The sequence below is a fragment of the Corynebacterium macginleyi genome, from assembly GCF_003688935.1.
Classification (GTDB): Bacteria; Actinomycetota; Actinomycetes; order Mycobacteriales; family Mycobacteriaceae; genus Corynebacterium; species Corynebacterium macginleyi.
On sequence record NZ_REGE01000005.1, the window covers coordinates 61,935 to 79,397 of the forward strand.

The 17,463-nt window shown below is 57.7% G+C and carries 17 protein-coding genes; 10 read left to right on the top strand and 7 right to left on the bottom strand.

The window, feature by feature from the left end:
• Positions 1–102 precede the first annotated feature (102 nt).
• From sucB to D9V82_RS05320, 7 genes are all read left to right on the top strand, one after another.
• On the top strand, positions 103–1,800 hold the full coding sequence (gene sucB / locus D9V82_RS05290) for a 2-oxoglutarate dehydrogenase, E2 component, dihydrolipoamide succinyltransferase (RefSeq protein WP_121911386.1): 1,698 nt from the start codon (positions 103–105) through the stop codon (positions 1,798–1,800).
• Positions 1,801–2,095: 295 nt separating this feature from the next.
• Positions 2,096–4,939, top strand: coding sequence for an aminomethyl-transferring glycine dehydrogenase (gene gcvP / locus D9V82_RS05295; protein WP_121911387.1), 2,844 nt, complete (start codon positions 2,096–2,098; stop codon positions 4,937–4,939).
• A 2-nt stretch (positions 4,940–4,941) separates the two neighbouring features.
• Positions 4,942–6,054, top strand: a complete 1,113-nt coding sequence (gcvT, locus tag D9V82_RS05300) for a glycine cleavage system aminomethyltransferase GcvT (protein ID WP_121911388.1) — start codon at positions 4,942–4,944, stop codon at positions 6,052–6,054.
• A gap of 45 nt (positions 6,055–6,099) precedes the next feature.
• Positions 6,100–6,492 carry a glycine cleavage system protein GcvH gene (gene gcvH / locus D9V82_RS05305; RefSeq protein WP_121911389.1) on the top strand — a complete coding sequence of 131 codons (393 nt, stop codon included), beginning with the start codon at positions 6,100–6,102 and terminating at the stop codon, positions 6,490–6,492.
• Positions 6,493–6,596: 104 nt separating this feature from the next.
• Positions 6,597–7,400: a lipoyl(octanoyl) transferase LipB gene (lipB, locus tag D9V82_RS05310; protein ID WP_121911390.1), complete on the top strand. Its 804-nt coding sequence runs from the start codon at positions 6,597–6,599 to the stop codon at positions 7,398–7,400.
• A 125-nt stretch (positions 7,401–7,525) separates the two neighbouring features.
• Positions 7,526–8,590, top strand: a complete 1,065-nt coding sequence (gene lipA / locus D9V82_RS05315; protein ID WP_121911391.1) for a lipoyl synthase — start codon at positions 7,526–7,528, stop codon at positions 8,588–8,590.
• 83 nt (positions 8,591–8,673) lie between these two features.
• The gene (locus D9V82_RS05320) at positions 8,674–9,459 is read left to right on the top strand and encodes a DUF4191 domain-containing protein (RefSeq protein ID WP_121911392.1); all 786 of its coding nucleotides are present in this window, start codon (positions 8,674–8,676) and stop codon (positions 9,457–9,459) included.
• Between the two features lie 138 nt (positions 9,460–9,597).
• Here D9V82_RS05320 and D9V82_RS05325 read toward each other — a convergent pair whose 3' ends face one another.
• Positions 9,598–10,071 (bottom strand): RDD family protein, encoded by a 474-nt coding sequence (locus D9V82_RS05325; protein ID WP_121911393.1) that lies wholly within the window; start codon positions 10,069–10,071, stop codon positions 9,598–9,600.
• Positions 10,072–10,189: 118 nt separating this feature from the next.
• Here D9V82_RS05325 and glnA point away from each other — a divergent pair, with 118 nt between their 5' ends.
• Both glnA and D9V82_RS05335 read left to right on the top strand, forming a co-directional pair.
• Positions 10,190–11,623 carry a type I glutamate--ammonia ligase gene (glnA, locus tag D9V82_RS05330; protein WP_121911394.1) on the top strand — a complete coding sequence of 478 codons (1,434 nt, stop codon included), beginning with the start codon at positions 10,190–10,192 and terminating at the stop codon, positions 11,621–11,623.
• A 335-nt stretch (positions 11,624–11,958) separates the two neighbouring features.
• Positions 11,959–12,333, top strand: coding sequence for a hypothetical protein (locus D9V82_RS05335; protein ID WP_121911395.1), 375 nt, complete (start codon positions 11,959–11,961; stop codon positions 12,331–12,333).
• Here the strand turns inward: D9V82_RS05335 and D9V82_RS05340 are convergent.
• From D9V82_RS05340 to thrC, 4 genes are read right to left on the bottom strand one after another with little or no spacing between them, the layout of a single operon-like run.
• The gene (locus D9V82_RS05340; protein ID WP_121911396.1) at positions 12,330–12,875 is read right to left on the bottom strand and encodes an NUDIX hydrolase; all 546 of its coding nucleotides are present in this window, start codon (positions 12,873–12,875) and stop codon (positions 12,330–12,332) included. The two genes, D9V82_RS05335 and D9V82_RS05340, sit on opposite strands and share 4 nt — an antisense overlap.
• A gap of 30 nt (positions 12,876–12,905) precedes the next feature.
• Positions 12,906–13,733, bottom strand: a complete 828-nt coding sequence (locus D9V82_RS05345) for a trypsin-like serine protease (RefSeq protein ID WP_121911397.1) — start codon at positions 13,731–13,733, stop codon at positions 12,906–12,908.
• On the bottom strand, positions 13,723–13,869 hold the full coding sequence (locus D9V82_RS12200; RefSeq protein WP_167449737.1) for a hypothetical protein: 147 nt from the start codon (positions 13,867–13,869) through the stop codon (positions 13,723–13,725). The genes D9V82_RS05345 and D9V82_RS12200 overlap by 11 nt, the downstream gene beginning before the upstream one ends.
• 7 nt (positions 13,870–13,876) lie before the next feature.
• On the bottom strand, positions 13,877–15,319 hold the full coding sequence (thrC, locus tag D9V82_RS05350) for a threonine synthase (protein WP_121911398.1): 1,443 nt from the start codon (positions 15,317–15,319) through the stop codon (positions 13,877–13,879).
• A 101-nt stretch (positions 15,320–15,420) separates the two neighbouring features.
• On the opposite strand from thrC, the gene D9V82_RS05355 reads away from it, so the two are divergent.
• A complete protein-coding gene (locus tag D9V82_RS05355; RefSeq protein ID WP_234462660.1) occupies positions 15,421–16,296 on the top strand; it encodes an MFS transporter in 876 nt (291 codons plus the stop codon).
• 6 nt (positions 16,297–16,302) lie between these two features.
• On the opposite strand, the gene D9V82_RS05360 is transcribed toward D9V82_RS05355, so the two are convergent.
• Both D9V82_RS05360 and D9V82_RS05365 read right to left on the bottom strand, forming a co-directional pair.
• On the bottom strand, positions 16,303–17,076 hold the full coding sequence (locus D9V82_RS05360) for an AAA family ATPase (RefSeq protein ID WP_121911400.1): 774 nt from the start codon (positions 17,074–17,076) through the stop codon (positions 16,303–16,305).
• 48 nt (positions 17,077–17,124) lie between these two features.
• Positions 17,125–17,322, bottom strand: a complete 198-nt coding sequence (locus tag D9V82_RS05365) for a hypothetical protein (RefSeq protein ID WP_121911401.1) — start codon at positions 17,320–17,322, stop codon at positions 17,125–17,127.
• Positions 17,323–17,463: the final 141 nt, after the last annotated feature.

Consider the following 17,463-nt stretch of genomic DNA (forward strand, 5'->3'; position numbering starts at 1 on the left):
AGGGTATTACTAACCCCACCACTGCACGATGACAGGCCTCACGCTGTAAGATTGTGCGGTAGTGATAGATTACTTCCAACTTTTCGAGGAGTCTTAAAACTCATGGCGAACTCCGTTGAGATGCCCGAGCTGGGCGAGTCCGTAACCGAAGGCACCATTACCCAGTGGCTTAAGTCCGTTGGCGATACCGTCGAGGTGGATGAGCCTTTGCTCGAGGTCTCCACTGACAAGGTCGACACCGAAATTCCTTCCCCCGTGGCCGGCACGATTCTAGAAATCAAGGCCGAAGAAGACGAGACCATCGAGGTCGGCGAGGTCATCGCCCTCATCGGTGATGAAGATGAGGCTGGCTCCTCTTCCAATGACTCTGATGACTCCGACGACGACAAGTCTGCGGACGTCAAGGAAGAGTCCACGTCTGATTCCTCCGCCAAGTCCTCCGGCGAGACCACCGATGTGGAGATGCCCGAGCTGGGCGAGTCCGTAACCGAAGGCACCATTACCCAGTGGCTTAAGTCCGTTGGCGATACCGTCGAGGTGGACGAGCCCTTGCTCGAGGTCTCCACTGACAAGGTCGACACCGAAATTCCTTCCCCCGTGGCCGGCACCCTGGTAGAAATCCTCGCCGAAGAGGACGAAACCATCGAGGTGGGAGAAGCTATCGCCCGCGTCGGTGACGGCAACGCCGCACCATCCACGGATGACTCCGCTTCCGATGACGCTAACGACGCCAAATCTGAAGACAAGGAAGAAACCAAGTCCAAGGATGAGGAAGCGCCTAAGTCTGATGAGAAGAAGGAAGAACCGAAGCAGGATTCTTCCCTGAATACCTCCACCAAGGTCAACAACGGCGATAACGTTCCATATGTCACCCCGTTAGTGCGCAAGCTGGCTGATAAGCACGGCGTGGACCTTAACTCCGTTGAAGGCACCGGCGTGGGCGGACGCATCCGCAAGCAGGATGTCCTTGCCGCTGCTGGTCAGGGCGAGGCGGGGCCATCAACAAGCGGCGATAAGAAGGCTGCTGACTCCCCACGAGCACGCTGGTCCACCAAGTCTGTGGATCCAGACAAGCAGGAGCTTATCGGCACCACCCAAAAGGTCAACCGCATCCGCGAAATCACCGCTCGTAAGATGGTGGAAGCGCTGCAGATTTCCGCACAGCTGACTCACGTGCAGGAAATCGATATGACTCCTATCTGGGATATGCGCAAGAAGAACAAGAAGGCATTCATCGATAAGTACGGCGCCAACCTGTCCTTCCTGCCATTCATCGTGAAGGCCACCACGGAGGCTTTGGTTTCCCACCCGAACGTGAACGCCTCCTATAACCCAGAGACCAAGGAGATGACCTATCACGCGGATGTCAACGTTGCCATCGCCGTAGACACTCCGAAGGGTCTACTCACTCCGGTCATCCACAAGGCACAGAACCTGACTCTGCCGGAAATCGCGCAGCAGATTGCGGAGCTGGCTGAAAAGGCACGCAATAACAAGCTGAAGCCGAATGACCTGACCGGTGCCACCTTCACAGTGACCAATATCGGTTCGGAGGGTGCCCTGCTCGATACCCCGATCCTGGTTCCACCCCAAGCTGGAATCCTGGGTACCGCGGCTATCCAGAAGCGCGCTGTCGTAGTCAATGAGAACGGCCAGGATGCCATCGCCATCCGCCAGATGTGCTTCCTGCCATTCACCTACGACCACCAGGTCGTCGATGGTGCGGACGCAGGCCGCTTCGTTACCACCATCAAGGACCGTCTGGAAACTGCAGACTTTGAGGCTGACCTCAATATCTAAAAGAAGTTAATTAACAACATACCTCCCATTCTTTCCGTACGAAAGGATGGGAGGTTTGTCGTGCCTGGGGTACCGCGCGGAGGTGTAGCGCGTGAACTTCCAGGGTCAATATCAGACGAATTTCTTCCCGGCACTAGTGGCTATATGTGACTAATCGGGAGGTAAGCAGGGTACAACTCATTTTCATCGATGAATTACTGCATAAAAGTTTTTCAAGGGCCCTGTTTTTACCGTTTGTTAATCCTATACTTAGGGGCGGTTGAGACCATTGCACCCGATGAAGGAGACCTCACAGATGGATTTCATCTCCCGCCACCTAGGGCCGGATTCGGCCGAGCAGGCCGCCATGCTCGGCACGGTGGGCTACGACAGCGTACAAGCGCTAGTAGATGCCGCCATCCCTCCCAAAATCCGCGCTACGGAACTTCCCCGCCTGCCAGAAGCACTCTCTGAGGACGGAGCGCAGGCCGCTTTGCGGGAATTCGCCGATCAAAACACCGTACTTAAGCCCTTCTACGGCCAGGGCTACTCGGATACCCTGACCCCCGCCGTCATCCGGCGCGGCCTGCTTGAGGATGCCGGCTGGTATACCGCGTACACCCCCTACCAGCCTGAAATTTCCCAGGGCCGCTTGGAAGCACTACTTAACTTCCAGACCATGATCGAATCGCTCACGGGGCTGCCTATCGCAAATGCCTCGCTGTTGGATGAGGCTTCCGCTACCGCCGAAGCCGTCGGTCTGATGTCCCGCGCTGTGAAGAAGGGCCGTCGTGTTGTGCTGGATTCCCGCCTCCACCCGCAGGTGCTGACCGTTACTGCTGAGCGCGCCCGCGCCATTGAACTCGAGGTAGAGATCGTGGACCTGCGCGAAGGTTTGGTGGGCGAAGACCTCGTCGGTGCGGTCATCGCCTACACCGGCACCGAAGGCGAGATTTTTGATCCCTCTGGCCTCATCGAAGAGCTGCACACCCGCGGCGCGCTAGCCGCCGTTGTCACTGACCCGCTGTCACTGCTACTGCTGGAAGGCCCCGGAAACCTAGGAGCCGATATCGTGTTGGGCTCGTCCCAGCGCTTCGGCGTCCCCCTCTTCTTCGGCGGCCCACACGCTGCCTATATGGCGGTAACGGATAAGCTCAAGCGCCAGATGCCAGGCCGCATCGTCGGCGTTTCCAAGGACGCAGATGGCCGCCCCGCCTATCGCTTGGCGCTACAGACCCGCGAGCAGCACATCCGCCGCGAGCGCGCCACCTCCAATATCTGCACCGCCCAAGCACTGTTGGCCAATGTAGCCTCGATGTACGCGGTCTACCACGGGCCGAAGGGCTTGAAAGACATCGCCGAACGCGTACACGGGCTGGCATCCTCTTTTGCCCAATCCATCATTAACACTGGCTTGGAGATTACGGCACAGGACTTCTTCGATACTGTCACCGTCAGCGGTGTTGACGCGCAGAAGATCAAAGCCGATCTCCAAGATGCCGGCTACTTGGTGCGGGCTATTGGCACCGACAAGGTATCTGTATCCTTCGGTGAATCCGCTACGCAGCGCGATGTCGCGCACTTGGCAGCGGCTTTCGGTGCTACCCCGGCGGAGGCACGCTTTGACCTGCCAAAGGATCTGCAGCGCACTAAGGAACCGCTTGGGCACGAGATTTTCCATTCCATTCATTCCGAGACCCAGATGCTGCGCTACCTGCGCAAGCTCGCGGACAAGGACTTAGCATTGGACCGCTCCATGATTCCACTGGGCTCGTGCACCATGAAGCTCAATCCCACTGCAGCCATGGAACCCATCTCCTGGCCGGAATTCGCCGGCATTCATCCGTATGCCCCAGAAGAAACCACGACTGGCTGGCGTGCGCTGGTGGAAGAAATCGAAGGCTGGCTCGCAGAGCTGACCGGCTATGCCAAGGTCTCAATCCAGCCCAATGCCGGCTCCCAGGGCGAGTTGGCGGGCTTGCTTGCCATCCGCCGCTACCACGTAGCCAATGGCGATAATGAGCGTGATATCGTGCTTATCCCGGCCTCAGCCCACGGCACCAACGCCGCTTCGGCCACCCTGGCAAACCTGCGCGTCGTCGTGGTCAAAACCGCCGAGGACGGCTCCATTGATATGGCGGACCTGGAAGAAAAGATTGAAAAGCACGGCAACCACATCGCCGGCATCATGGTCACCTACCCCTCCACCCACGGCGTCTTTGACCCCGAGGTACGCGATGTCTGCGATAAGGTGCATGCGGTCGGCGGCCAGGTCTACATCGATGGCGCGAATATGAACGCGCTAACCGGCTGGGCTCGCCCAGGCGATTTCGGCGGGGATGTCTCCCACCTCAACCTGCACAAGACCTTCACGATTCCACACGGTGGCGGCGGCCCGGGTGTTGGCCCGGTGGCGGTGGCGAAGCACCTCGTTCCGTTCCTGCCCAGCGATGCCGCGTCCCCTGAGCTTAATGCCACCGCGAAAACCCCGGTGGGCCAAGGCGTTCCCATTACCGGCAGCAAGTACGGCTCAGCAGGCGTGCTTCCTATTTCGTGGGCTTACCTGGCAATGACCGGCGGCGAGGGCCTCGCCGCCGCATCCGGCCATGCAGTATTGAGCGCAAACTACCTGGCGGCCTCGCTCCACGAATACTTCCCTGTCCTCTACACGGGCAACGAAGGCCTGGTGGCGCATGAGTGCATTATCGATTTGCGCGAGCTCACTGATGCCTCCGGGGTCACCGCCGCCGATGTAGCCAAGCGTCTCATCGACTTTGGCTTCCATGCCCCCACCCTGGCCTTCCCCGTAGCTGGTACCTTGATGATTGAGCCCACCGAGTCTGAAGACAAGGGCGAGCTGGATCGCTTCATTGAAGCGATGCGCACCATCCGTACCGAAATCCAGGAGATCATCGATGGTGAGGTAGCTTACGAGGACTCCGTTATCCACCACGCACCGTTTACGGCTGAGTCGGTGACTACCGATAACTGGGAGTACTCCTTCAGCCGCACCAAGGCCGCCTGGCCAGTGAAGACCCTGTTGCATAGCTACAAGTATTTCCCGCCGGTTCGCCGCCTCGACGAGGCCTACGGCGACCGTAATCTGGTGTGCAGCTGCCCGCCGCCAGAAGCATTCGAAATCGACGAATCCCAGGAGTAACAATGACCGAACTTCTAACCTCCCCGCTCAATGCCAAACACCAGGAACTCGGCGCGACCTTCACGGCCTTTGGGCCGTGGACTATGCCGCTAAAGTACGCCAGCGAGCTGGAAGAACACCACGCTGTCCGCACCAGCGCAGGCCTCTTTGACCTGTCCCACATGGGAGAAATCTGGGTCAATGGACCCGATGCCGGCAGGTTCTTGTCCTATGCCTTCATCTCTGACTTGGATGCCGTGAAGGTGGGCAAGGCTAAATACTCCATGATCACCGCTGCCGACGGCGGCATCATTGATGACCTCATTTCCTATCGCTTCGAGGAAAATAAGTTCCTAGTTGTGCCCAATGCCGGCAACGCCGATATCGTCTGGGACGAGCTCAATAAGCGTTGCGAGGGCTTCGATGTCGAGCTTAAGAACGAGTCCCGCGATGTCGCCATGATCGCTGTACAAGGCCCCAAGGCTGCGGAGATCCTTGTCCCGCTGGTAGAGGATAATAAGCAGGAGACCGTCTACGAACTGGGCTATTACGCCGCCACGATGGGAAAGGTAGCACGCACCTTTGCCATCATCGCGCGCACCGGTTATACCGGTGAGGATGGCTTCGAGCTCATCGTCTATAACTCCGATGCCCCGCAACTGTGGGACGAATTGCTCAAGGCGGGCGAAGAATATGACGTCAAGCCGTGTGGCCTGGCGGCACGTGATTCGCTGCGTTTGGAGGCCGGCATGCCACTCTACGGCAATGAGCTCTCCCGCGATATCACGCCGGTAGAAGCAGGCATGGCGCGCGCTTTTGCTAAGAAAGAAGCAGACTTTGTAGGCGCGGAGGTCATTCGCAAGCGCGCCGAAGAAGGCCCCCAGGTGGTTATCTCCGGGCTCACCTCGGATCAGCGTCGCGCCGCGCGCGCCGGCGCCGAGGTTTTCCTCAATAACACCAAAGTCGGCACCGTCACCTCCGGCCAACCCTCCCCCACGCTTGGCCACCCAGTAGCCATTGCGCTACTCGATACCAGCGCAGAGCTCGAACCTGGCACCGCGGTCGAGGTAGAAATCCGCGGCAAGCGTTATCCTTTTGAAGTAACCACGTTGCCGTTCTATAAGCGCGATAAGTAAGACACCCGCACACCCTCGAAACTCAGCCCGAAAGGACTACACATCATGTCAAACCTGCCCCAAGATTTCTCCTACTCCGAAGACCACGAATGGGTTAACGCCGCCAAGGGCGCCGTGGAAGGCAAGACCGTTCGCATCGGCATCACTTCCGTGGCTGCAGACCGCCTGGGTGAGGTCGTCTTCGCAGAACTGCCTGAGGTAGGCGATACCGTCACCGCCGGCGATTCCTGTGGCGAGGTCGAATCCACCAAGTCCGTGTCTGACCTGTTTTCCCCCGTCACCGGAACTGTAACAGCCGTCAACGATGCCGTACACGATGACTACGCCGTCATCAACAACGATCCCTTCGGCGAAGGCTGGCTCTTCGAGGTCGAAGTAGATGAGGCAGGCGAGCTCATGGAGGCAGATGACTATGCCTCTGCTAACGGCCTCGACTAGAAAACGCTTAGTTCGACACCCCCTCGAGCACAAAATAGGCGGGAGGATGCCACGGCATTCTCCCGCTTTGCTTTTCCCTAACCAAAAAGACGACACTAGAGATTATGAGTGCACCACGCGATCCTTTCTTTCCCGCTGAACGCTCCATTCGCGCCTCAGCTAATCCCCTTGAAATACGCCACTTGGGCCGCATGGATTACCAAGAAGCGTGGGATTATCAGGCGGGTCTAGCGGCTGCGCGAGCTCAAGGCACGCAGGACGATGTGGTCTTAGTAGTAGAACACCCTAATATCTACACCGCAGGCAAGCGCACACAGCCAGAAGATATGCCGGATAAAGGCTTGCCGGTCATCACCGTGGACCGCGGCGGGCGTATTACTTGGCACGGCGAGGGACAATTGGTGCTCTACCCCATCATCAAGCTGGCAGAGCCTGTCGATGTCGTCGACTATGTCCGCCGCCTCGAGGAGGCCACCATCCAAGCCGTGCGCGAAATGGGCGTGACTACCGCGGGACGCATAGACGGCCGCTCTGGGGTGTGGGTTCCCGCTACCACCCAGGCAAAGGACCCTTCCGCCTCGCGGCGTGATCGCAAGATAGGCGCGCTGGGAATCCGCATCACCCGCGGGGTTACCATGCACGGGCTGGCGCTCAATTGCAACAATACGCTGGAGTATTACGACCACATCGTGGCCTGCGGCATCGATGATGCAGATATCACCACGCTCTCGCTGGAGCTCGGCCGCGAGGTCACGCTGGACGAGGCCGCAAAGCCGCTCTTGCGAGCGCTTGATGGTGCCCTCTCGGGCCGGCTTATCGTCGCCGATCACAGCTTCGGTTCCGCACCCGATCCCACGAAGATTGCGAATAAGAAGGCGCGACGGCAGAGTCACCAAGCGCAGGAATAGGCGCGGTGGAGCTAGTGTGGAATAGTTCTGCGCCTGCGCGCCATGCATCAGGAATAGCTATTAGCCATCATCACCTTTGAACGATAAAGTGAGTATCTGTGACTGTAAAGCCTGAAGGACGCAAGATGCTCCGCATTGAGAAGAAAAATGCGGAGTCACCCATCGAACAAAAGCCGCGGTGGATCCGCAACCAGGTTCGCACCGGACCGGGCTATGAGGACATGAAGTCCCGCGTGGCGGGCGCTTCCCTGCATACCGTCTGCCAGGAAGCCGGTTGTCCGAATATCCACGAATGCTGGGAATCCCGCGAGGCAACTTTCCTCATCGGCGGCGACAGATGTACCCGCCGTTGCGACTTCTGCGATATTGCTACTGGCAAGCCAGAACCACTTGACCGTGATGAACCGCGCCGCGTGGCTGAAAACATCCAGGAAATGGACCTCAACTACACCACTATTACCGGTGTGACCCGCGATGACCTCCCAGATGAGGGAGCGTGGCTGTATGCAGAGATAGTCCGCAAGATCCACGAGCTCAACCCGCACACCGGCGTGGAGAACCTCACCCCAGACTTCTCTGGCAAGCCAGACCTACTCGAAGAGGTATTCGAGGCGCAACCGGAGGTCTTTGCCCACAACCTGGAGACCGTGCCACGCATATTCAAGCGAATCCGCCCAGCCTTCCGCTACGAGCGCTCCCTCGATGTCATCCGCCAGGCCCACAACTTTGGCCTCATCACCAAGTCCAACCTGATTTTGGGCATGGGTGAGACCGAGGAGGAGATTGAGGAAGCATTGCGCGACCTGCGCGAGGCTGGCTGCGACATCATCACCATCACCCAGTACCTGCGCCCCGGCCCGCGCTTCCACCCCATCGAGCGCTGGGTGCGCCCGGAGGAGTTCGTGGCTCACTCCAAACTGGCTAAAGATCTGGGTTTCGGCGGCGTCATGTCCGGCCCGCTAGTTCGATCTTCCTACCGCGCCGGCCGCCTATATGTACAGGCCATGGAAAAGCGCGGCTTGGAGCTACCGGAGAACCTCAAGCACCTGACGGAGACATCGCAAGGCGCTACCGCCCAGGAGGCGTCCACTTTGCTGGATAAGTATGGTCCTTCGAAGGAAACCCCGGTGACCACCCGCATGGCCAAGACGCCGGCCACCGCTAATTCCCTAGCGGCAACCATGCGCTAAACCCCAGATTTTTCTTTCTCGGCCCTCGCCATCTGCCGGGGGCCGTTTAACATTTTTGCCACCTGACCTTTAAAGTAGGAACCATGTCGAAAGATGACAAAGCAGCCCTGAAAGCTGCCAAGAAACAAGAACGCGCGGCCAAGCGCCAAAAGCGCAAGCAAACCTGGTCCCAGTTGTGGCAGGCATTCAATTTGCAGCGCAAACAGGACAAAGCGCTTATCCCTATTATGCTAGCCGCCTTCCTCGGCGTCGGCCTCTTGTTCTTCCTCATTGGACTACTCTTTAATGGCCAGCGGTTCATGCTAATCATCGGCCTGGGCCTAGGCGCGCTTTTGGCGATGTTCCTGTTTACCCGCCGCCTGGAACGCGCTATGTACAAGCGTGTCGAAGACCAGACCGGCGCCGCTGGCTGGGCCTTAGAGCAGCAACTACGCAATACCGTCGGCATCGTGTGGTCCGTAAAACCCGGCATCGCCGCCACCCGCCAGCAAGACCTTATCCACCGAGTCATTGGTAATGCGGGCGTCATTTTTGTGTGCGAGGGCAATAAAAAACGCCTTCGCCCCACCCTTAACCAGTTGAAAAAGCGCGTAGACAAGATTGCCGGGGGCGTGCCGGTATATGAGGTCTACGTCGGCGCCGACGAGGGCGAGGTGCCAGTATCCAAGCTGCGCAACCACCTCATGAAGCTACCCCGCAACTACAATAAGAACGCGACGTATGACAATATCCGGCGCATTGAGGCCATGGATTCCATGCCAGGAACTATGCCCGGCATGCCAAAAGGCCCAATCCCACAGCAAGCCCACATCATGTCAGGCATGAACCGCCGCATGCGCCGTGCGCAAGAACGCAAGAGCAAGGGCTAAACGCTGCTCTAGTCTCCTCCTCGCCTTGGCCGGGCATTCGGGGCTCTCGCCTTGCTTCACCACACAAATAGTCCCTGCACCCACTCGATTGATAACGGCTGCAGGGACTGTCGTGGTTTTCGTGGCTTTCTCGCGCCGTTAAGAGTTGATAACGATGGTGCCCGTTGCACGGTCGTGCATGCCGCGGCCATCTGCATCCACCATGGCTGCAGGGAAGATAACGCCGGTAAGCAGCGTGCGTACGGCAGCGCGCCACAGGCCCACGTGGGCGCCGGGAACATCCAAGCGTGCGACGCCCATGCCAAGGATGAGCATTCCCGGCGTCCGTGCAAACAGCCAGCCGCACACGATGCCCATTAACGCCCAGAGCGCATAGCCCAAAAAAGACACGCCGCCGAGCTGCGTGGTGAGCATGTGGATGAGGTTGGCCAAAAGCATGCAACTGATCCAGTCAATGGCCACTGCACCCGCACGGCGCCCTACCGAGGCCATGGATCCGGGGCCAGATTCCGGCAGGCCCAGGTTTTCCCCGGGCCATCGGCCGGGGGTTCCTGTATCGTCATATTCTCCCGGAATATTGGGCCCATCGAGCCACGTGCGCTTGTCTGCCATGCTCACCAATTTAGTTGCCCCTCACTCAGAAGTGAAACGAGACTAATAGCCATGCCCGGTGGATAAAACTAGTAGGCTATAGGAAGATAATTCATCGGCCAACAAACAGGAGGCAATCTTGTCTTTCGAGACAGTGCAGGACATCGTCCACTTTATTCAGAATGAGGACGTAAAGTTCGTGGATGTCCGCTTTACAGACGTCCCCGGCACCGAGCACCACTTTTCCATCCCTGCCAGCGAATTTACTGAAGAAGATGCTGAAAATGGCTTGGCCTTTGATGGTTCTTCCATTCGTGGGTTTACCACCATCGAAGAATCCGATATGACGCTGCTGCCAGATCCGGCCACCGCGCATATTGATCCCTTCCGTACCGCAAAGACGCTGAATATCAAGTTCTTCGTCCACGATCCCTTTACCTATGAGCCGTTTACTCGTGACTCGCGCAATATTGCCCGCAAGGCCGAGGAATACTTGCAATCCACCGGCATCGCCGATACCTGCAACTTTGGTGCCGAGGCCGAATTCTACCTCTTCGATTCCGTGCGCTATGGCACCGATATGCAACACGGTTTCTATGAAGTAGACTCCGATGAAGGCTGGTGGAACCGCGATAATGAGACCAACATGGACGGCACTCCCAATACCGGTTACAAAACCCGCGTAAAGGGCGGCTACTTCCCCACCCCGCCGTACGATAAGCACAGCGAGATCCGCGATGACATTGTGGCCAACCTGCAAGAGGTGGGTTTTGAGATCGAGCGCTTCCACCATGAGGTGGGCGCTGCCCAAAACGAGATTAACTACCGCTTTAACTCCCTGCTGCACGCCGGAGATGACATTCAGACCTTCAAGTATGTGGTCAAACGCACCGCCCAAAAATGGGGCAAGACGGCGACCTTCATGCCGAAGCCCCTGGCCGGCGATAATGGCTCCGGTATGCACGCCCACATGTCCCTGTGGAAGGACGGCGAGCCGCTCTTCCACGATGAGGCCGGCTACGCCGGGCTTTCCGATATCGCTCGCTACTTCATCGGCGGTATCCTGCACCACGCCGGTGCCGTACTCGCCTTTACCAACCCAACCCTGAATTCTTACCACCGCTTGGTTCCTGGCTTTGAAGCACCGATTAACCTGGTGTACTCCCAGCGCAACCGTTCGGCCGCGATCCGCATCCCGATTACCGGTTCCAACCCAAAGGCTAAACGCATCGAGTTCCGTGCCCCGGACCCATCTAGCAACCCTTACTTGGCGTTTGCCGCCATGATGATGGCCGGTATAGATGGTGTGAAAAACCGCATCGAGCCGCACGCCCCGGTGGATAAGGATCTCTACGAGCTGCCGCCAGCAGAGGCCGAATCCATCCCGCAGGCACCGACCTCCTTGGAAGCTTCCCTCGAGGCGCTGAAGGAAGACATGGACTTCTTGACCGAGGGCGATGTCTTCACCGAGGATCTCCTCGAGACCTACATCACCTACAAGTACGAAAACGAGATCAACCCCGCCCGCCTGCGACCTACCCCACAGGAATTCGAGCTCTACTTCGACTGCTAATTTGCTGCTCGTTCTCAGCTGGCTTCCGTTCCGTAGCAGCCACCTAACTAACCCTTAGGTGGCTGCTGTCGTTTTGGCTGCGGTGATGCAGCTGGGCACACCCGGGAGTGTAGGCATATCCGCCGCTCACTTTGAAGATGAACGCTCTCCAGTACGCGCATGAGAGTTTTCCCCGCGGAAAACTGGCTCAATCAGAGTAATTCCGCCAGCTTCCCCTGCTAGGCGTGGCACGGCAATCTACCACCCAGCTCGTTTCTTCAACTAGCTCCAACAGTGCCATACACACACTGAGCCTGACCCACGAAGAAAGACTTTCCTCCGTTTATCATCGGACGATGCGCTCTTTTCCTATCACCTTCATCGCGTGGGATGGTGCGGACCTCGCTGGAGTGCGGGAGGTGCTCGCCGGATTACGCCGTGACGGGGTCTTGCTATACCAATCAGGCCTAGCACTAGAAACCTCCTGGCTTGGCGATGACGCCCGGGATTTCTACGGCACCGCCTGGACATGGAGCCCAGAAGATAGTGATCTGTTTTTTAAACTGGCGCGGCGCGGCAGACTCCTGACGACTGTAGGCACCACTGCCATATGCTGTGGATCTGAGGCCGATGTGGCGGAAGCACGAGACTCTATCGCTCAAGAGTTGGTCGTGGCGCGCAGCGCAGAGGAGCTACAACAACTGCTCATCTGCGCGCAGGAATCGCACTAAAGCCCGGGCTGCTCGCTGCGCTTCATCCAACCCATGCGGGGAGAAAACCCCTGCGGGTGCTTGAGGTGCGCCACGGCATCCGCAATCATCAGGCGATGGCGGCGTGACAGGCTATCCGGGAGGCGGCCCACCGAGAACCACTGCGCTTCGGTGTTTTCTTCATCGCTGATGATAGGCTCAGCGCCGTCGGTAACAGACAGGCGCAGGGCAATACCCATGAACATGCATTGATCGCCATTGGGATAGGTCACCGGACCGGACTGGCCGACACCGAGGAGCGCTTCCACCTTGGCATCAAGACCTACTTCTTCTTTGACCTCACGCAAGGCAGTGGTCGTAATCTCCTCGCCCGGCTCACAAATGCCTTCCACCGGGGTCCACACGGCATTATCGGCGCGCTTAACCAAAAGCACAGACGGCACCTCCCACAGGGCCGCACCGGTTGGTACATCGCGAACAATAATGGCGCTGCACGCCGGAACAAAGATCTCCTCGTGGCCGATGGATTCGCGTAGCTTCACTATATAATCAGGCGTTGCCATAAGACCCAGCGTAGCCAATCCGGCCTCATCCTATGCCACGGGGCCGAGGACCTGCAGCGCAAGTTCTTGAATATCCGGTGCGGTGGTAAAGGCCACGGCAATGTTTTGTTGCGTGTCTTCGCAGCTATGCCCCTCGTCCAAGGGCTCGGTGGTTCCAGAGACCAATCCGACGATGGTCTGCCGGCCATCCACATCGCCGTAGACGGGCCCGCCGGAATCACCGACGGCACTGCACATCTGCGCCAGGGCTGCGTTGGATTCATGTTCTAGCCCCTGGTAGTTCAGCTGTGTAAAATCCACCGCGTTCTTCACGTTCCCACAGGTCACATTGGTAGTATTGCCCAGCTTGCACACCGCATCCGGTAAGTTGTGCAACCGCGTCGCCACGGTCGTGGCTACCTCGCCTGGAGTGAAGTAGTCCGCGTCGCGGTAAAGCTCGATGAAGGCAACATCCAGATGATGGGTGTCTGCGGCGAAGAAATCAGAGTAGACCACCTCGCCTACCGGGTCGGCAGGGTAAGCGAAATCGCCCGCTTGTGTTCCGGCCCAGACCTTATCCCCAGGTTTGCCACAATGAGAGGCTGTCACGGCAATGCTACGGCCATCGGCAAGCGCGAAAGACCACGCCGCAGTGCAGGACTGGAAGGTAAAATATTCGCCCGGCTGCGGGTCATTCGCAGATAGATTTAGCGCTGCACCGGGGAGCATAGGTACCACCGCGGGCTCATAAAATTCGTTCGGCGGCGCCGCCGGTAGCGTTTCGGTGAATTGCGCAACCACCCGATCCTGCTGCTGGGTGTCATAGGTTCTACACGCTGCCACCGCGAACAGCGCGGCTGTCAGCAGGCTACTGACCATCCGTATCCGCGTCACCTGCAGAGTCCCTACCCTGTTCTTTTTTATTCGCCTCTGCCTGTGCTTTTAAGTCACGGATGAATTTTTCCGGATCGAATTCGGTGTAGTATTCCGGTCCAGCAAAGTTCTCTAGGGCCATATAGTGGCTACACCTCCGTGTTTTCTATGCTCGATGAAATATAGTCCTTGACCGCTGCGGCATCGTTGGGCATATCGACCACGTGGCGCTCCGCATCCACAATGCCAACGAAACGCTCCGGTGGCTGCGGTGCGCTCCCGATGGCCTCGGTGATGGTTTCACTGAATTTTACTGGCAATGCCGTTTCCAGACAGACTATGGGAGTAACCACGCCCTCTTCCTGGGCCACACGCGCGACTTTTATGCCATCGGCCGTGTGCGGATCCACCAGGTAACCATAGCGCTCGTATACATCCTTGATTGTGGCAAGACGGTCATCATGGGTAGAGGAACCAGACAAGAAACCGTAGTCTTCGCGTGCGGCCGTGATGAGAGATTCTCCAAGGCTAAACCCGCCGTCTTTGACCTTGGTGCCAAAAAGATCCGCAACGCGAGCGGCATCGCGCCCTACAAGATCGAAGGCGAAGCGCTCAAAATTAGAGGCTCGGGAAATATCCATAGACGGCGACGAAGTAGCCATGGTTTCTGCGGCAGGGCGCGGGCGGTAGTTGCCGGTGCGGAAGAACTCATCTAACACGTCATTCTCATTCGTCGCCACGATGAGGCGATCGATGGGAAGGCCCATGCTGCGGGCAATATGCCCGGCGCAGATATCGCCAAAGTTACCGGTAGGAACGCTGAAGGACACTTTTTGCCCGTTATCATCGGTGACCTTAATCCAGCAAGAAATATAGTAAACTACTTGAGCCAATAGGCGGGCCCAGTTAATAGAGTTAACCGCACCGATGCGATAGTTGGATTTAAACTCCACATCGCTGGAGACTGCCTTTACTACGTCCTGACAATCATCAAAAACACCGTTGAGGGCGATATTAAAGATATTCGGATCATTCAGACCGAACATTTGGGCTTGTTGAAAGGCGGTCATGCGCCCGGACGGCGTTAACATGAAAACGCGGATGCCATCGCGCCCACGCATGGCGTACTCGGCGGAGGAACCGGTATCGCCCGAGGTAGCCCCCAAAATATTCAGCGTCTCGCCGCGGCGGGCAAGCTCGTATTCAAAAAGCTCGCCCAAAAGCTGCATGGCCATATCTTTAAATGCAGCGGTGGGGCCTTCTGACAGGTGACCAATAAACAGGCCATCCCCAAGCTCGGTGACCGGGACAATCTCAGGGGAGGAAAATTTCGGGCTGGTATACGCCCGGGCGGCGATTTTATCCAGATCTTCTTCCGGAATATCGTCGATAAACAATTTGATTACCTCGGCCGCAAGGGCGGCATAGCCGCCAGTTTTCACCACTTCGCGCCACGCGTCCAGCGTGGCAGAGTCCAGTTGCGGGTAGGTTTCAGGCAGGTACAGGCCACCGTCGGGCGCAAGCCCTCCTAGAAGGATATCCGTAAAGGATGCGAGCTGGCCGGTGGTATCACGGGTCGACATATATTTCACAAGATGAATCCTAGTAGTTAACGCGTAAGGTATCATCCATGTCGCAGCCAAATCCGAGAGAAGTTATCACAACTCAAGCGTTAAAAGTTTGGCTCGCAGCGATGGCAGTCTATCTCGTAGCTATTACCGGGCGGTCTTCCTTCGGCGTAGCCGGCCTCGATGCTATGGAGCGCTTCGGCGTCAATGCCGGGCGCATCGCGGTATTTACTTCCGTGCAATTGGGCGTTTATGCCATCGCGGTCGCCGACTCTCCAGAAAAGCTCGGGGTTATTCCTTTGGACAAGGAACCGCCCAATTCCCAAAGCAGCAGCATCGGCACCCGACTGGGAGCGGTCTTTACCTCGCCCATCGCCTGGCAGGCATACTTTATCCACTACAGCGGCATGTTACCGCTGGTTGTCTTTGTCATGCTGTGGGGCATGCCCATGATGACCCAAGGCATGGAACTATCCAAAGGCAAGGCCGGCCTCGTACTGACCCTTTTGGCCGTATTTTTGGTTCTGCTTGGGCCCTTGCACGGGCGGATTTCCTCCCGCGCACACAATATAAGGCCCTGGGTCGCGCTCGGGGTCGTGAGCCTGCACGTGCTGACCTGGGTGCTATTTTTCGCCTTCGGCACCAGTGGGGGTCTTGCGGCCATTATCGCAGTCTCCTTTATCCTCGCGCTGTGCACACCCACCTCAAATTATGGTTTCGACATCATCCGCGAGAACATGGACCGCGCTGTCGTCGCGACCGCAACCGGCTTGGGTAATATGGGCGGGTTTACTTCTGGCATGCTGGGCGCGCAGTTATTTGGCATGGTCTTGGACCACTCTGCCAATGCCCCCAATTACTCCATGACGGATTTCACCACCGCCTCCCTCGCCGTCTGGGCCGTATGGCTGTGCGGCTTGGCCGGAGTCGTCATCACCTACATCCTACGTCGGCGCGGCGGCTACGCCGGGCCGACCGTGAGGATAGTAAAGGTAACCTAGCGCAGCTTATTCGGGCCTTTTGGCCTCATCGACATCCGCTGCCCCCGCGCCTTCAGTCTCCTCTGCTTCTTCCGCGTCTGGGTCCAAGATAAAGCTGATAGTTCCCTCTGGGTCCGCGAGAAACTCTCTAGTGGCGGCCACGGCTTCGGCCTTCTCAAAGGAGATGCGCTGGAAGCCGGTGTCATTTAATTCCACGATATCGGCATTGGGGCAACCCAGCAGAATCGGTGAATGCGTGGCGATAAATAGCTGCGCACCACGGTCAGCGGCTTGGGCAATCTCAGCGATCAGCGCCAATTGTCGAATGACGGATAAGCCCGATTCTGGCTCGTCCAAGATATATACCCCCGCCCCATCAAGGCGCTCATAGAGCACATCGAAGACGGACTCGCCGTGCGAGCGGGCCTGCACATCTACCTGGGTGGGCAGGGTGGAACGCCCGCCGGATTCTTCGGGGGATTGCTCGCGCGATAGGAGGTATTCATGATTTTCTGCGCGCAGGAAATAGGCCCGCTGAATTAGCGCCGTGCGCTCACAAACCACTGGGCTAACGGGCAGGATTGCTTCCGGATCCCCCATCCGTCCGCCCTTGGGAGAGCACCCAAGATCCGTTGCCATGGCGGCCAATAAACTGGATTTTCCTATGCCGTTATCGCCAACGAAAATCGTCACCGGACGGGTAAAGGAAAAGCGCCTCAAATCTGCCAGGTAATCGAAGACAGGCAGGTTACGGCGATAATCCCGCGGCATGGATTTTAGGCGAACGGCATCAACCAACATGCCTGACAGTTTAGCGGCAGCGGCGGTGCGTGGATGGGGTATTCCGGGCTATCGCCGCGCTATTGCTATTGCTCCTTCGAGGGCTGACTTGAGATGCAGGATTAAAGGATCCCCGGTTGCTGCTTGGGCTATGGTCTCTGCTGGAACCGCATTTACCGCAAAGGCAATACCTAATCCCCCGCTAATAGGAAAAACTATGGCTGCGGCCACCGCCAGAGTTGTAGATAAATTATTCTTAATTGTCATCGTCTCCTCCAGTCCCTCGGTAACGCACACCTTGATTTTTGATTCGTTACCGTTTCGTTATGGAAAACTCTAGGGAGACGAGCTGTTAAGGCCATGCCCTCCGTCTGCCGGTTTCCTGAAACTTCTTGGAGGCCATTCCTC

Excerpts from the sequence above, each read along its gene's own strand:
- sucB (WP_121911386.1), top strand. The coding sequence starts at position 103 with ATGGCGAACTCCGTTGAGATGCCCGAGCTGGGCGAGTCCGTAACCGAA.
- gcvP (WP_121911387.1), top strand. The coding sequence starts at position 2,096 with ATGGATTTCATCTCCCGCCACCTAGGGCCGGATTCGGCCGAGCAGGCC.
- gcvT (WP_121911388.1), top strand. The coding sequence starts at position 4,942 with ATGACCGAACTTCTAACCTCCCCGCTCAATGCCAAACACCAGGAACTC.
- gcvH (WP_121911389.1), top strand. The coding sequence starts at position 6,100 with ATGTCAAACCTGCCCCAAGATTTCTCCTACTCCGAAGACCACGAATGG.
- lipB (WP_121911390.1), top strand. The coding sequence starts at position 6,597 with ATGAGTGCACCACGCGATCCTTTCTTTCCCGCTGAACGCTCCATTCGC.
- lipA (WP_121911391.1), top strand. The coding sequence starts at position 7,526 with ATGCTCCGCATTGAGAAGAAAAATGCGGAGTCACCCATCGAACAAAAG.
- D9V82_RS05320 (WP_121911392.1), top strand. The coding sequence starts at position 8,674 with ATGTCGAAAGATGACAAAGCAGCCCTGAAAGCTGCCAAGAAACAAGAA.
- D9V82_RS05325 (WP_121911393.1), bottom strand. The coding sequence starts at position 10,071 with ATGGCAGACAAGCGCACGTGGCTCGATGGGCCCAATATTCCGGGAGAA.
- D9V82_RS05335 (WP_121911395.1), top strand. The coding sequence starts at position 11,959 with ATGCGCTCTTTTCCTATCACCTTCATCGCGTGGGATGGTGCGGACCTC.
- D9V82_RS05340 (WP_121911396.1), bottom strand. The coding sequence starts at position 12,875 with ATGGCAACGCCTGATTATATAGTGAAGCTACGCGAATCCATCGGCCAC.
- D9V82_RS05345 (WP_121911397.1), bottom strand. The coding sequence starts at position 13,733 with ATGGTCAGTAGCCTGCTGACAGCCGCGCTGTTCGCGGTGGCAGCGTGT.
- D9V82_RS12200 (WP_167449737.1), bottom strand. The coding sequence starts at position 13,869 with ATGGCCCTAGAGAACTTTGCTGGACCGGAATACTACACCGAATTCGAT.
- D9V82_RS05355 (WP_234462660.1), top strand. The coding sequence starts at position 15,421 with ATGGCAGTCTATCTCGTAGCTATTACCGGGCGGTCTTCCTTCGGCGTA.
- D9V82_RS05360 (WP_121911400.1), bottom strand. The coding sequence starts at position 17,076 with ATGTTGGTTGATGCCGTTCGCCTAAAATCCATGCCGCGGGATTATCGC.
- D9V82_RS05365 (WP_121911401.1), bottom strand. The coding sequence starts at position 17,322 with ATGACAATTAAGAATAATTTATCTACAACTCTGGCGGTGGCCGCAGCC.